We start from the raw sequence: 12,910 nt of genomic DNA, 5'->3' as shown, positions 1-12,910 counted from the left end.
ACTATGGCTAATGCAATTTATATCGAAAAAGGTAATGGTGGTTGGGGTGGACCGCTTACTGTTCCTGTCGTTCCTGGCAAAAAAATTCTTTATATGACAGCGGGAACACGTCCAAGTATTGTTGATCACCTTGTAAATTTAACTGGTTGGGAAGCAATAGATGGCTTTAAACAAGGCGAACCAGCAACAGAAGAAATTGGGATCGCAATTATTGACTGTGGTGGTGTCTTACGTTGTGGACTCTATCCAAAACGCCGTATTCCAACAATCAATATCCATGCAACAGGGAAATCGGGACCATTAGCAGAGTTTATCGTAGAAGATATTTATGTTTCTGCCGTAAAAGAAAATAACGTTCGTTTAATTGATCAAGCACTACCAAGCACTGAAGAGGCTAAAGCAAATAATACTGTAACGTTAGCAAAAGACTACGACTCATCGAAAAAGATTACTGAACAAAGTGATGGTTTATTAGCAAAAATCGGAATGGGTATGGGATCTATTGTGGCGGTCTTTTTCCAAGCTGGTCGAGATACGATTGATACCGTCCTAAAAACAATTCTGCCATTTATGGCTTTCGTTTCTGCACTCATTGGAATCATCATTGCATCTGGTTTAGGTGATTGGATTGCTCATGGATTAACGCCATTAGCAAGTAGCCCTGTTGGACTCGTTATTTTAGCACTTATCTGTTCTTTCCCTTTTTTATCGCCATTCTTAGGACCTGGTGCCGTAATTGCACAGGTGATTGGTGTATTAGTTGGGGTACAGATCGGGTTAGGTAATATTCCACCTCACTTAGCATTACCAGCACTCTTCGCTATTAATGCTCAAGCGGCGTGCGATTTTATTCCTGTTGGTTTATCCCTTGCTGAAGCCAAACAAGATACAGTTCGTGTTGGTGTCCCATCAGTCCTCGTTAGCCGTTTCTTAACTGGTGCGCCAACAGTGCTTATTGCTTGGTTCGTTTCTGCCTTTATTTATTAACCATATTAAATCGTGCGGCAATGCTTGTCGCACAACTCAAAAATAGGAACTGATGATGACATTACTTTATCAAACCACTTTCAAAAAAATCGGTCGTTTTGCTCGAGAAGCGTTAGAAGACAATATGCTCATCACGTTTAAAGAGGGAGCACCAGTAGATCTTGAAGATTACTGTTTTATTCACTCCCATGGTGAACTTCAAGATGATGTAAATGTTGGAGATATCGTCAAAATCGATCAAGCAGAATTTATCATTACTGCTATTGGTGAGGTTGCATCTTTCAATTTAAAACAATTAGGTCATATCACTTTTCGTTTTGATAGTGCAACCCAAGCAGAATATCCAGGAACTATTCACCTACAAGGAGAGGTTCCACAACAAATTGATGTAAATAGTGTTTTAACAATTATTAGAAATTAAGAGGTATCAAAAATGACAAAAAAAGTTGCTGTTGTCGTTGGTGGAGGACAAACTTTAGGGGCATTTTTATGTGCAGGGTTAGCCGATAATGGCTATTGTGTTGCGGTAGCAGATTTAAATGGCGACAACGCGATTAACACTGCTAATGAAATTAATCAAAAATTAGGAAAACAAGTGGCGCAAGGTTTCCAAGTCGATGCCACAGATGAACAAAGTGTTATAGCGTTAGCACAAAATATTGATAACGTATTTGGTCGTGTTGATCTATTAGTTTATAGTGCAGGTATGGCGAAAGCTGCACCTATCACAGAATTTCAAATGAATGATTTTAACACTTCATTACAAGTCAATTTAGTTGGCTATTTCTTATGTGCAAGAGAGTTCTCCAAATTAATGATTCGCGATCATATTGCAGGACGCATTATTCAAATCAATTCAAAATCAGGTAAAGTCGGTAGTAAACATAACTCAGGTTATAGTGCAGCAAAATTTGGTGGCGTAGGATTAACTCAATCGCTTGCGTTAGATCTTGCTGAACATGGTATTACCGTACATTCATTGATGTTAGGAAATTTATTAAAATCACCTATGTTCCAATCATTAATTCCACAATATGCACAAAAATTAGGTATTCCTGAAGATCAGGTCGAGCAAGTTTATATCGACAAAGTACCATTAAAGCGTGGTTGTGAGTATCAAGATGTTTTAAATATTTTACTCTTCTATGCTAGCGATAAAGCTGAATATTGTACAGGTCAGTCCATTAATATTACTGGTGGACAAGTGATGTTTTAATAACATAGTAGGTACAAGTACATTATCTTGTACCTTTTATTTTTGTAGGAGAAATATCATGGAATTTTACCTTGATACAGCAAATATCGATTTCGTTAAAAAATTACACGCTTCATTACCTTTAGCTGGGGTAACGACTAATCCCAGTATTATCGCCAAAGAAAGAAAACCATTATTTGATGTATTACAAGCATTACAAGATATTTTCGGTGAGCAAGGACAACTTTTTGCTCAGGTCTTAGCCAAAAGCCATACAGAAATGATAGAACAAGCCCTCCAGTTACGAGAAAAGTTTCCTACATTGGTGATTAAAATTCCTGTTACCTTGGAAGGATTAACCGCAATTAAACACCTCACTGCACAAAATGTCCCGACGTTAGGTACTGCTGTGTATGGTTCTGCTCAGGGATTCTTAGCGGCATTATCAGGTGCAAAATATATTGCGCCCTATGTTAATCGTATTGATAGCCAAGGTGGTGATGGCGTTAAAGTGGTACAAGAATTACAAACATTACTTGATTTACATCGTACCGAGGCAAAAATTCTTGCAGCCAGCTTTAAAACTCCTCGTCAAGTACTAGACGCAATGCTAACTGGTTGCAAAGCAATTACTGTTACTCCAGAAATTGCCCAAGCGTTTTTATCTGATCCTGCTGTCTTTGCTGCTATTGATCAATTTGAACAAGATTGGAACAGTGCTTTTCATCAAACTTTATTTTAATTCTTTCAAATAGTGCAATAAAAACATTTTAAATATGGAATAATTTATGCAAAATATAACAAATTCTCTCATTGTGGTTGCAATTATTGCTTGGCTATTACAAATCATCTTAGGTTGGTGGCAAGTAACTAAATTTAATCAAGAATTTGAGAAATTATGTAAGCAAGGGAATGTAGGTATTGGTCGTACAAAAGGGCGATTTAAACCAAAAGTAGTCATTGCCATCGCTTTTGATCAGAATCATCGTGTTGTAAATTCTATCATTTTAAAAGGACTGACCGTTTTCTCTCGTCCTAAAACAATTACAAAATTACAAGGATTGTTGCACAATGAAATTGTACCAGAGGCTATTTTCCCTAATGATCGGCATAGTCAAGAAGCCTTAATGGAAGCAATTCGATTGCAATAAATCCTCTCATACGGACTTATTATGAAACCAAAAGAAAGACAACTTGCTATTCTAGATTATTTACAATCCCATGGAAAAACTGCCGTAGATCAGTTAGCAGAGTATTTTTCCACCACAGGTACAACTATTCGAAAAGATTTAACCGCACTAGAGGCCGACAAAAAAGTCTTACGAACTTATGGGAGTGTTGTTCTGGTTGATCATGAAAAAGATGTCGATACAGAATTACCTATGACTAATAAGACGCTCATTAATTTGCCGCAAAAAAAGAAAATTGCTAAAGCCGCAGTGAAATTATTAAAAGATGGTGATTCTCTTATTATTGATTCTGGTAGTACGGTTCTACAAATGATCCCTTTGTTGGCTGAACTTAATAATTTAACGATTATGACCAATAGCCTACATATCATTAATAATTTAGTTGCGATAGAAAAGGAACACGAATTATTGATGTGTGGCGGAACTTATCGAACCAGATCAGCCTCATTTCATGGCATTTTAGCGGAATCAACTTTTGATAAATTTTCTTTTGATAAGTTGTTTATTGGTACAGATGGCTTTGACTTAGAACTCGGATTAACGACTTTTAATGAAGTTCATGGTGTTAGCAAAGCAATGACAAATGCAGCAAGACAAATTATTGTATTAGCCGACTCGTCTAAATTTGGGCGGAGAAGCCCAAATATTGTCTGTCCATTAGAAAAAATTGATATTGTGATTACTGACAACTTGTTAGATCCAAAATTTCACCAAGCTATGATAGAGAAAGGCATTCAAGTCATTATTGCTGATTAGTTGATAGGTATAGTAGTCAACAGCACTACTATACCTCTTATCTGTTAGATTATTCTAAAACTTTCCAACAACGATAACCGTAAATAGCAATCACGATAAAACAGATCAATGGTAATACAAATGAAGCATTAACTGCTGGTAACCCTGCTACTTCTCCCATATCAATAATTGCCCCTTGAAGTGGAGGCATTAAAGCACCGCCAACAATCGCCATCACAAGACCTGCCGCACCTAAAGTAGATTCTTCTTTCAATCCATGCAAGGCAATTCCATAAATCGTTGGGAACATCAATGACATAAAACCAGAGGTAAGAATTAAACAATATAAACCTAATACGCCATCAATAAAAATCACACCAAGAATAGCTAGCAAACCACCTAATGCAAACAACATTAACATCAATTCTGCTTTTAAATACTTCATTAATGCAGTGCTGACAAAACGACTAATAATGAATAATCCCATTGCTAACATATTAAACTGTTGTGCTTCCGCTTTAGTAAAACCTAAACGTTCTGCATATTGAATAATAAATGTCCAACACATAATTTGCGTTGCAACATAAAATACTTGAGCAATCACTCCTTCACGATATTTCGCTCGAGCAACTAAACGTTTCACTGCTTCACCAAATGTAATTTTTGCTTGTTCTTCTGTTTTTGTTTTTGGCATTTTATACAGAGCAATCAAAATAAAAATCGCTAAGACAACAAAACCTAGTATGACATAAGGATCTCTGATAATGGCAAGATCATGTGTTTTAATCACTGTCTTTTCGGCGGCAGAAAGTGTCGGAAAAATAAGATTTCCTGCGGCATCTCGTTTATCTGAATCTAAATGTGTTAATACAAATTGTGAAGCAACAAACATTCCTAAAATAGATCCTAATGGGTTAAATGCCTGTGCTAAATTTAAGCGGCGTGTTGCGGTTTGTGGATCGCCCATAGATAAAATATAAGGGTTGGCTGTTGTTTCTAGAAAAGCCAAACCAAATGTTAAGATGTAGAGTGAAAATAAAAAGAATGAAAACATCTCATATTTCGCAGCAGGATAGAACAACAACGCACCAATACAATAAAGTGCTAAACCTAATAACACACCATATTTATAATTATAACGACTCACAAATAAAGCAGCAGGAATTGCCATCGTGCCATATCCGCCATAAAAAGCGAATTGAACTAATGCCGCTTCTGATGCTGGAATTTCCATCACCGTCTGGAAAGCAGCTACCATAGGATTAGTAATATCATTTGCAAATCCCCATAATGCAAATAATGAAGTTAGTAAAATAAAGGGGATAACATATTGTTTTTCTAATACTTTTGCTTTCATAAATTTGTCTCCTTTTATGTAATAGATTGCATTGATCTATTCTTCAACTCGCAGCCCGTATGATTTAAATTTTTCTAATACAACTGCCATCTCTTCTGTTGATAAGGTTGGAATCGGTAAGCCTGTCGCTAATAATTTCATATACCAACTCGCTAATACTTCAACTTCGTGAGCTAGCCATAGTGCTTTATCTAAATTTTGTTCGGTGGCAATTAATCCATGATGAGCTAACAAAATCGCTTTTGACGTTTGAATACCTTGATAAACATATTCAGCTAATTGATGGGTACCAAATGTTGCATAAGGAACACATGGAATATGATCTGTTCCTCCTACGGCAATCATATAATGAATTGCTGGAATAGATTTTTCTAAAATCGAAACCGCTGCACAATTTACGGCATGATTATGTACTACCGCATTAACATCTTGGCGTGCTTTATATACTGCTAAGTGAAAATGCCATTCACTAGAAGGTAGTTTTCCTTGTTCATAATGTCCTTCACTATCAACATAGACAATGCTATCAATGGTCATCTTGTCATATGGTGTCCCAGTTGGAGTAATTAACATTCCCTCTTTATAACGAACACTCACATTCCCTGCGGTTCCTTGATTTAAGCCTAGACGTGTCATTTCTAAGCAAGTGGCAATAATTTTTTCTGAAAGTTGTTCTCTATTCATGATTTATCCTTAAACGGGGTAACCCCTTTTTTAATTAAAATGTTTCCATATTTTGCTGTTTCGCCAGTTACCACAATGGCAAAAGCTTGCTTTGCTCGTTCATAAAAAGCAAAACGCTCAATACGAATCAAATTTGGTACAGGTGAAATAGATTGTGAAATTGCTGCCAAATATTTCACTTCTACTTGAGGATCTAGCTGATCTCCTGTAACGGCTTGCATCATCACCAACGGAGCATCAACATACTGATCAAATTCAATCAATTCGCTGATCCCTGTAAGCAATGTATCGATCATTACTCCATCAGCTCTTAATACATTTTGATGTAGTTGATGAGCAGGGAAATGAGCATCTGCTAATACCAACTCATCGCCATGCCCCATCTCTGCTAATACTTTGAGTAATGAGGGTGAAATAGCGGGTTGAATACCTTTTAACATTATTTCCTCCTTTGTATTAACTCTGTGGCATGACACGCTTACACGTCGCTTGCATTGCGTGTTGTGCCACCTGAAGATCACTATAAACACCAATTCCAGTAAACACTGTCATTGCAGCACCTAATGCTGTCGCTTCAGCAACTTGTACTACATCAATAGGTATTCCAATTTCATTGGCACGTAATTGATTCCAGAATGTATTTTTTGAACCACCACCAACACAGATTAATTTTTCTGCTTTGAAATCACCCACTTGTTGTAATAGTGCTAAACCAGATTTTAATTTTTTTGCCATATAAACAAGTGCGGCTCGATATAGCTCGCCTCTCGTGGTATGAATCGATAATCCTGAAAATTGCCCTAATCCAAATTGTTGATCATTAAAAGTAAATTCTCCTTGGAGTAACGCTTGGCTCGTTTCAACATTCACAGCCATCGCTTCTCTAATCATCGTTTGGTAATATTCAGGTTTGTGATAACAATCACTGAAGAGTAACTGCCCAATCCACTCTAAAATACCAGATCCCACCCATTGGACGGCAGGATTAAAAACGCCTGCTACGGCATCAAATTCCGTCGTTAAACCTTGCTTTTGATAGTCCTGTTCTACCATCGCTTGCTGCGTTCTCGCCATTAAGATTTCCCAAGTTCCAGAACTCAGAACAGGTTGATTTAACCCCGCCCCTGAACCCAAAATGGCAAATTGCGTATCATGACCACAAGAAATCACAGGAATACCTGCCAACAACCCTAATTCTTTGGCAATTTCAGGTAATAACGTTCCGATTTGTTCACCTGCTTGGACAATAGGCGGGAATTGTTCAGGTGTTAAGTCAAGAAGTGATAACGTTGTTGGATCCCACTGCTCTGTTTGTAAACTGGTCATCATTGATGTCCCAGCCATCGTGCGATCAGTGGTCATTACCCCAGTTAAGTGGTAGGTCAACATTGATGAAATAAAGACAAACTTTTCGATTTTTGCATAAAGAGAGGGTTCATGCTGTTGTAACCAACGTAATTTATATAAAGTATTAAAACTATATTGCCCAATACCATTCCGTTGATACAGTTGTTGAACATCAAACTCTGTTGCAAGATTTTGCATAATAGGAATTGTTCTAGGACATTTCCAAGAAATCACTGGATAACACTGCTCACCACCAATAAATGGCGCACCATCTACCCCAAATGTCGTTACACCAATCGCCTCTATTATGATCTCCTGCTGATTCAGTTGTTCAATTACCTGCTTACTACAATGAAATAGTTTTTGCATAATTTGTGCAAAATCCCAAAGCTGATAATGTGAATTTTGTGGATCGACAAGTGTTTGGTTAGATTGATGATGTGATGCAAGAATATGCCCTTGATGATCCATTGCAATCGCGCGTACATTTGTCGCACCACAATCTAAAATAAGTACAGTTGCCATAACTTTCTCCTTTATATAAGGCTTCCCAAACAAAATTGAGAAGCCACTCTTGGTAAAAATTATTTATATAAAGGTCCAAAATTTTGGCAGGAACGATAATCTTGCCCTTCTGGATCTTGTCCAAAGGCATTCCATGCACTTGGGCGGAAAATAGCTTGTTCATCAACATTATGCATACAAACTGGAATACGTAGCATTGATGCCAACGTGATTAAATCTGCACCGATATGCCCATAACTTACTACACAATGATTTGCTCCCCAGTTCGCCATGACAGAATACACATCTTTAAATGCCCCCTTGCCAGTCAGACGAGGTACAAACCAAGTACAAGGCCACGTTTCATTTGTTCGTTTACTTAATGTTTCGTGAACATTCTCAGGTAACGTTATCGACCACCCCTCTGCTAATTGGAGAACAGGTCCTAAACCTTTCACTAAATTAATCCGACTCATTGTGAATGGTAATCCACCTTTGGTCAGGAATTGTGAAGATAAGCCACCACCACGGAAATATTCATGTACAGCCGCACACCAGCGTGTATTTTCAACACAACGTTTACCATCTTCTTCTGTTATTTCCCAAACAGGTTTAATCAAGTGATTGCCATTACTATCAATGTGTTGTCCTGTACCATCGAGTGCAGCTGATCCTGAATTTAATAAATGTAGAAAACCAGACTCTGGGCGGAATCCTGTTACTCTTTCAACGGAGTCTTCACTCCAGTAAGTACGTACATCGGCAAAAATCTGAGCTTGTCCTGTTAATTGATGAGCGAGCAACATGGTAACGCCATTTAACGAATCATTTTCGGTCGCCATAATGAATGGTGGGCGAACACCATTCCAATCATAAGTTGAGTTCAAGATTGCTTCCATAAAGTCGCCATTTGGTAAATGATCTGTCCAATGACGTTGCCCTTGAAAACCTGCAGCAATCGCATTATGCCCTAACGCTTCCTCACCAAAATTTAATGCAGCTAATTTTGGATTGCCCACCATTAAATCACGGGCAATAATCGTCATTTTCACCACATTTTCCCAAAGTTCTTCTTTTTCGGCTGCCGAACGCTGAAACTCTGGTTTATTGGTATCAACCCCTTCTTTACAATATTGTTTAACCCAAGATAACGCTAATTCCACTTCTTCAGGATCATAAATTTGACGATCTAAACGACGCTTAATTTCTGTCATATCAACATATTCATTGCGCATTCCTAAATAGTGTTGGAAGAATCCTTGATCTACAATCGAACCAGCTATTCCCATTGACACTGATCCGATTGATAAATAGGACTTACCACGAATAGTAGCAACCGCTAATCCAGCTTTTGCAAAACGGAGTAATTTTTCTTTCACATCACTAGGGATTGTTGTATCGTTCGCCTCTTGAACTTCAGTACCATAAATAGAAAAAGCAGGTAAGCCCATCTGAGTATGCCCTGCTAAAGCAGCCGCTAAATAAACCGCACCAGGTCTTTCTGTCCCATTAAATCCCCAAATTGCTTTTGGCATATGCGGATCCATATCAATCGTTTCAGACCCATAGCACCAGCATGGTGTAACCGTAATCACCAGCCCCACATTATTTGCTTTAAATTTTTCCGCACACTCAGCTGCTTCCGCTACACCACCAATACAGGTATCAGCAATCACACACTCTACAAACTCCCCATCTGTATGCCGAACCTCCGATTGTAATAACTGCGCTACCGAGGTCGCCATATTCATGGTTTGAATTTCCAGTGATTCACGCACGCCCATACGGCGACCATCAATAGTAGGACGAATACCAATTTTAATTTTTGTTGATTGCATAACGATGTCTCCTTTAGATTGAAATATTTCACAAACTTGAAAAATGATTTCAAATTCATTTTTTAGCTAAAGAAAATCATCTATCAGTGAAGAAAAAGTAAAAAGATTTTTTTGATTTTCAATAAATTTTTGTGAGGAAAATCACATAAAACAGGCAAATTTTAGCCAATAATAGATGAAAATATGACTGATTTTAGAGAAAAAATAAAACAAACGGTCAATTCGGTCAATTTATCCGAAAATAGTTACATTATTTTTTATACAATACTGCTCTAACTTTTCAGGAACCTTTCCTTGAGTAAATAACATATCAATTTGCGATACATTGCCTAATTGAATTAAATTTTGTTTACCAAATTTTGATGGATCAACTAATAATAATTTTTGTCCAGATACGTCCATCATTTTTCGTTTAATTGCAGCGTTCAATTCATTTGATTCCCAAATAGAACCGCTATCATCAACGCCAACACAAGAAAAAATGCCAATATGTATATGCAAGCGTGAAAGTAAATATTCAGATAAAGGACCATAGAAAGCATCATATTTTGCTGAATATACACCACCAGTAGCAATCGTTTTCACATTTGGTTTATTCACTAACGCTGTAATATTATGCATAGAATTTGTTACCACAGAACACGGAATATCTGGTAATAATTGTGCTACATACCAGCTAGTAGAACTTGCATCTAGTCCTATCACTGCCCCCTCATAAATATACTCTATCACTTGTTCGGCAATGCTTTTTTTCGCATCTGCATTATTCTTTTGCCTAAGTTGAAAAGAACTACCTATATCATTAGTTTGTTTACTTAATGCTCCACCATGAGTCCGATATAAACGCTTCTGATCTGATAATAAAGAGAGATCCCGCCTAACTGTTTCCACAGAAACATTTAACACTTCCGCTAACTCATTGACACGTATTGCACCCTGTTGATTTAGAATATCTAATATTAAATTATGTCTATCTTTCATTTTTTGCTCTCTCGACTGGAATATATTCATACTATCTAATTTTTACACAAAGTTCTCTATTTTGTTTTCTCCACAGATAAGATTAAAATAATGTTCTTTATCTTGATCGTTAAAATTCTATGTTATTACTGATCGACAACCACGACTCTTTTACTTACAACCTCGTCGATTTATTACGTAAACTATTGCCCTTGTCTGCATTTGAGGTTGTGCAATACGAACAGATACCTTTTGATAAATTAGATCTTTATTCGCACTTATTACTCTCTCCAGGTCCTGATGTCCCAAGTGCCTATCCACAATTATTTTCGTTGATTGAGCAAGCAAAACATCAAATGAGCATATTAGGCGTTTGTCTTGGTCATCAAACACTTTGTCAATACTTCGGTGCGACACTCTATAATTTGACCGATGTTCGCCACGGGCAAAATAAACAATTACATCAAACGGCAAACTCACCTTTATGGCACAATATTCCACAACAAAGCCAAATTGGTTTATATCACTCTTGGGCAGTGGCAAAACAAGATTTTCCTGCAGAATTAGACATCACGGCAGAATGTGAAGAGGGGGTGATTATGGCAATGCAACATCGTCATCTCCCTATTTATGGAGTACAATTTCACCCAGAATCTTTTATGACTGAATATGGCGAAACACTATTGCGTAATTGGCTAGCCATTCGCCCTGACTTGTTTCGAGGTAATTAATGCAAAAACTTGCACTAAAATTTATACAGAATTTAACCATTCTGATTAAAATCTTTGCATTCCGTTTTAAACAAAATAAACTTTCGCAAGCGGCTGGTTTTCTCACTTATAGTACGATGTTAGCAATCGTGCCGCTATTTATGGTCATTTTTGCCTTTTTTGCCGCTTTTCCTGTATTTAATGATCTAATTAAAGATCTTGAGCAATTTATGTTTACCAATTTTGCTCCCTCTGTCAGCAGCACAGTTGAACACTATATACGAATGTTTATTGCCAATACCAAAAAGATGAGTGCAATCGGTATTGTTGGGTTAATTATTGTGGCATTAATGTTGATTAAATCGATTGATACAACGCTCAATGATATTTGGGCAAATAGTAAAAAACGCCCTGCATTTTACTCTTTTTCGATTTATTGGCTAATTCTGACGCTTGGTCCTATCTTTATGGCAACCAGTATTGGAGTAAGCTCTTATCTTTTTTCAAGCAGCCTTTTTACCTATAAAACAGGACTTCCCTTTGGTTTAAAACTCCTCAGCTTTATTCCATTTTTATTAGCTTGGCTAGCTTTTACCTGTATTTATACTATTGTTCCCAATACTAAAGTCAACATCAAACACGCTGCTTGTGGGGCATTAATCGCCGCCATTTTCTTCACATTAGGCAAAGCCTGTTTTACTTGGTATATGCAAGCATTCCCCTCTTACCAACTGATTTATGGGGCATTAGCAACCTTACCAATTATGATTTTGTGGATTCATCTTAGTTGGACTTTTGTTTTACTTGGCGCTCAACTCACGGCGGTGCTTGATGATTTACAACGGATTCATCGTGATGAATCACAAGATATTGACTTAAATTCTTTTTATCAAAAACTCATCACCAAAACTTTCTCTGGAGAAAAAAGATGATCGCACTTATTCAACGTGTTACCCAAGCGAATGTCGTTGTTGATCAACAAATGATTGGGCAAATTGGACAAGGTATTTTAGTACTACTTGGCGTCGAACAAGAAGATGATCAAAGTAAAGCTGATCGCTTAATCGAGAAAGTACTAAATTATCGTATTTTTAGTGATGAAAATGGCAAGATGAATCTCAATGTACAACAAGTACAAGGTGAGTTATTGGTGGTTTCGCAATTTACCTTAGCCGCTGATACTAAAAAGGGTTTACGTCCTAGTTTTAGTCGCTCAGGCAGCCCAGAATTAGCAGAACAACTCTATCACTATTTTATTGAAAAATGCCGCCAAACCGTGCCAGTACAAACTGGGAAGTTCGCAGCAGATATGCAGGTTTCATTAACTAATGACGGTCCAGTAACATTCTGCTTACAAGTATAAATCATCAATTACTCCCATAAAAAAACCCTTGCCAAAGCAA

At 37.3% G+C, this 12,910-nt stretch carries 15 protein-coding genes; 9 read left to right on the top strand and 6 right to left on the bottom strand.

Translation table 11 applies throughout. The features are described from left to right. Positions 1-3 precede the first annotated feature (3 nt). From srlE to srlR, 6 genes are read left to right on the top strand one after another with little or no spacing between them, the layout of a single operon-like run. Complete coding sequence (gene srlE / locus ACFFHK_RS03960) at positions 4-987, top strand: PTS glucitol/sorbitol transporter subunit IIB (RefSeq protein ID WP_382369693.1); 984 nt, start codon at positions 4-6, stop codon at positions 985-987. A gap of 55 nt (positions 988-1,042) precedes the next feature. Beyond that, positions 1,043-1,408, top strand: coding sequence for a PTS glucitol/sorbitol transporter subunit IIA (srlB, locus tag ACFFHK_RS03955; protein WP_382369949.1), 366 nt, complete (start codon positions 1,043-1,045; stop codon positions 1,406-1,408). A 12-nt stretch (positions 1,409-1,420) separates the two neighbouring features. Next, positions 1,421-2,203, top strand: coding sequence for a sorbitol-6-phosphate dehydrogenase (gene srlD / locus ACFFHK_RS03950; RefSeq protein WP_382369690.1), 783 nt, complete (start codon positions 1,421-1,423; stop codon positions 2,201-2,203). Between the two features lie 58 nt (positions 2,204-2,261). Continuing rightward, positions 2,262-2,924, top strand: coding sequence for a fructose-6-phosphate aldolase (gene fsa, locus ACFFHK_RS03945; protein ID WP_382369687.1), 663 nt, complete (start codon positions 2,262-2,264; stop codon positions 2,922-2,924). Between the two features lie 46 nt (positions 2,925-2,970). Further along, positions 2,971-3,333 carry a transcriptional regulator GutM gene (gene gutM / locus ACFFHK_RS03940; protein WP_382369684.1) on the top strand — a complete coding sequence of 121 codons (363 nt, stop codon included), beginning with the start codon at positions 2,971-2,973 and terminating at the stop codon, positions 3,331-3,333. Positions 3,334-3,354: 21 nt separating this feature from the next. After that, positions 3,355-4,128, top strand: coding sequence for a glucitol operon DNA-binding transcriptional repressor SrlR (srlR, locus tag ACFFHK_RS03935; protein WP_382369681.1), 774 nt, complete (start codon positions 3,355-3,357; stop codon positions 4,126-4,128). A gap of 49 nt (positions 4,129-4,177) precedes the next feature. Here srlR and fucP read toward each other — a convergent pair whose 3' ends face one another. The 6 genes from fucP to ACFFHK_RS03905 all read right to left on the bottom strand — a co-directional run bounded on the left by fucP (position 4,178) and on the right by ACFFHK_RS03905 (position 10,818). Further along, complete coding sequence (gene fucP / locus ACFFHK_RS03930) at positions 4,178-5,464, bottom strand: L-fucose:H+ symporter permease (RefSeq protein WP_382369678.1); 1,287 nt, start codon at positions 5,462-5,464, stop codon at positions 4,178-4,180. A 36-nt stretch (positions 5,465-5,500) separates the two neighbouring features. Beyond that, positions 5,501-6,148, bottom strand: a complete 648-nt coding sequence (gene fucA, locus ACFFHK_RS03925; RefSeq protein ID WP_382369675.1) for an L-fuculose-phosphate aldolase — start codon at positions 6,146-6,148, stop codon at positions 5,501-5,503. Further along, positions 6,145-6,588 carry an L-fucose mutarotase gene (gene fucU / locus ACFFHK_RS03920; RefSeq protein WP_382369672.1) on the bottom strand — a complete coding sequence of 148 codons (444 nt, stop codon included), beginning with the start codon at positions 6,586-6,588 and terminating at the stop codon, positions 6,145-6,147. The genes fucA and fucU overlap by 4 nt, the downstream gene beginning before the upstream one ends. A gap of 16 nt (positions 6,589-6,604) precedes the next feature. Next, on the bottom strand, positions 6,605-8,020 hold the full coding sequence (fucK, locus tag ACFFHK_RS03915; RefSeq protein ID WP_382369669.1) for an L-fuculokinase: 1,416 nt from the start codon (positions 8,018-8,020) through the stop codon (positions 6,605-6,607). 59 nt (positions 8,021-8,079) lie between these two features. After that, positions 8,080-9,837, bottom strand: a complete 1,758-nt coding sequence (fucI, locus tag ACFFHK_RS03910; RefSeq protein WP_382369666.1) for an L-fucose isomerase — start codon at positions 9,835-9,837, stop codon at positions 8,080-8,082. Positions 9,838-10,068: 231 nt separating this feature from the next. Continuing rightward, entirely contained in the window at positions 10,069-10,818 is a 750-nt protein-coding gene (locus tag ACFFHK_RS03905; RefSeq protein ID WP_382369663.1) for a DeoR/GlpR family DNA-binding transcription regulator, read from the bottom strand. Between the two features lie 119 nt (positions 10,819-10,937). Between ACFFHK_RS03905 and ACFFHK_RS03900 the strand changes: the two genes are divergently transcribed. The 3 genes from ACFFHK_RS03900 to dtd are packed head-to-tail and all read left to right on the top strand — an operon-like array spanning position 10,938 to position 12,870. Next, complete coding sequence (locus tag ACFFHK_RS03900) at positions 10,938-11,528, top strand: anthranilate synthase component II (RefSeq protein WP_382369660.1); 591 nt, start codon at positions 10,938-10,940, stop codon at positions 11,526-11,528. After that, positions 11,528-12,439 (top strand): virulence factor BrkB family protein, encoded by a 912-nt coding sequence (locus ACFFHK_RS03895; protein ID WP_382369657.1) that lies wholly within the window; start codon positions 11,528-11,530, stop codon positions 12,437-12,439. The genes ACFFHK_RS03900 and ACFFHK_RS03895 overlap by 1 nt, the downstream gene beginning before the upstream one ends. Continuing rightward, positions 12,436-12,870: a D-aminoacyl-tRNA deacylase gene (gene dtd / locus ACFFHK_RS03890; protein ID WP_382369654.1), complete on the top strand. Its 435-nt coding sequence runs from the start codon at positions 12,436-12,438 to the stop codon at positions 12,868-12,870. The genes ACFFHK_RS03895 and dtd overlap by 4 nt, the downstream gene beginning before the upstream one ends. Positions 12,871-12,910 lie beyond the last annotated feature (40 nt).

The sequence above is a fragment of the Gallibacterium trehalosifermentans genome (assembly GCF_042433055.1).
Classification (GTDB): domain Bacteria; phylum Pseudomonadota; class Gammaproteobacteria; order Enterobacterales; family Pasteurellaceae; genus Gallibacterium; species Gallibacterium trehalosifermentans.
The sequence above is the reverse complement of the archived record's forward strand: the minus strand, read 5'-3'. Positions and strand labels throughout refer to the sequence as shown.

Bases quoted from the DNA above. Each gene is read 5' to 3' on its own strand.
- fucK (WP_382369669.1), bottom strand. From the start codon at position 8,020: ATGGCAACTGTACTTATTTTAGATTGTGGTGCGACAAATGTACGCGCG.
- ACFFHK_RS03900 (WP_382369660.1), top strand. From the start codon at position 10,938: ATGTTATTACTGATCGACAACCACGACTCTTTTACTTACAACCTCGTC.
- srlR (WP_382369681.1), top strand. From the start codon at position 3,355: ATGAAACCAAAAGAAAGACAACTTGCTATTCTAGATTATTTACAATCC.
- srlD (WP_382369690.1), top strand. From the start codon at position 1,421: ATGACAAAAAAAGTTGCTGTTGTCGTTGGTGGAGGACAAACTTTAGGG.
- fucP (WP_382369678.1), bottom strand. From the start codon at position 5,464: ATGAAAGCAAAAGTATTAGAAAAACAATATGTTATCCCCTTTATTTTA.
- ACFFHK_RS03895 (WP_382369657.1), top strand. From the start codon at position 11,528: ATGCAAAAACTTGCACTAAAATTTATACAGAATTTAACCATTCTGATT.
- fucI (WP_382369666.1), bottom strand. From the start codon at position 9,837: ATGCAATCAACAAAAATTAAAATTGGTATTCGTCCTACTATTGATGGT.
- ACFFHK_RS03905 (WP_382369663.1), bottom strand. From the start codon at position 10,818: ATGAAAGATAGACATAATTTAATATTAGATATTCTAAATCAACAGGGT.
- fsa (WP_382369687.1), top strand. From the start codon at position 2,262: ATGGAATTTTACCTTGATACAGCAAATATCGATTTCGTTAAAAAATTA.
- fucU (WP_382369672.1), bottom strand. From the start codon at position 6,588: ATGTTAAAAGGTATTCAACCCGCTATTTCACCCTCATTACTCAAAGTA.
- srlB (WP_382369949.1), top strand. From the start codon at position 1,043: ATGACATTACTTTATCAAACCACTTTCAAAAAAATCGGTCGTTTTGCT.
- gutM (WP_382369684.1), top strand. From the start codon at position 2,971: ATGCAAAATATAACAAATTCTCTCATTGTGGTTGCAATTATTGCTTGG.
- dtd (WP_382369654.1), top strand. From the start codon at position 12,436: ATGATCGCACTTATTCAACGTGTTACCCAAGCGAATGTCGTTGTTGAT.
- fucA (WP_382369675.1), bottom strand. From the start codon at position 6,148: ATGAATAGAGAACAACTTTCAGAAAAAATTATTGCCACTTGCTTAGAA.
- srlE (WP_382369693.1), top strand. From the start codon at position 4: ATGGCTAATGCAATTTATATCGAAAAAGGTAATGGTGGTTGGGGTGGA.